The sequence below is a fragment of the Pseudomonas monteilii NBRC 103158 = DSM 14164 genome (assembly GCF_000730605.1).
In the GTDB taxonomy this organism is placed as follows: domain Bacteria; phylum Pseudomonadota; class Gammaproteobacteria; order Pseudomonadales; family Pseudomonadaceae; genus Aquipseudomonas; species Aquipseudomonas monteilii.
On the sequence record NZ_BBIS01000130.1, the window covers coordinates 1 to 588 of the forward strand.

A 588-nucleotide genomic window follows, 5' to 3' on the forward strand; every position below is an offset into this window, starting at 1 on the left:
GGAAGGTCTGAAGTAACCCTGTATTTCCGGTCGACTTCAGCCCTCGCTGCTTTTGAAAGCGGGCCGTCGATCAAAATCGACCAGGTAACCCGCTCAGTTCTCCGTTTTTGGCCGCCGCGAGCACCTCGCAGCAGCCATTTTCCGCATTACAGGTGCACCTTTCCTGCGGTAGTCAGCAAATGTCGGCGCGCCATCCATAGGTTCGACAGCGCGAACAGCGTCACCAGCTGAGCGGTGTTCTTGGCCAGGCCACGGAAGCGCACCTTCACGTAACCGAACTGGCGCTTGATCACTCGAAACGGGTGCTCGACCTTCGCTCGCACTTGTGCCTTGGCCTTCTCGATCTTGCGCTTGGCTTTGTACAGGGCGCTGCGTTTATCGAGCTTCTTGTAGGTGCTGCGGCGTGCTGCGACCTGCCAGATCACTTCGCGGCCAGCATGTTCGGGGCGCTTTTCGACGCCGGTGTAGCCGGCATCGGCGCAGACGACGTTCTCGTCACCGTGCAGCAGTTTGTCGACCTGGGTGATATCCGCCACGTTGGCTGCCGTGCCTACCACGCTGTGTACCAGCCCCGACTCATCATCCACG

The 588-nt window shown here is 59.9% G+C and carries 1 pseudogene; it reads right to left on the reverse strand.

Features of this window, described 5'->3' with window-relative positions:
• Positions 1-146: 146 nt before the first annotated feature.
• Positions 147-588, reverse strand: a pseudogene (locus PM2_RS29480) (IS5-like element ISPpu18 family transposase); the annotation flags it as partial.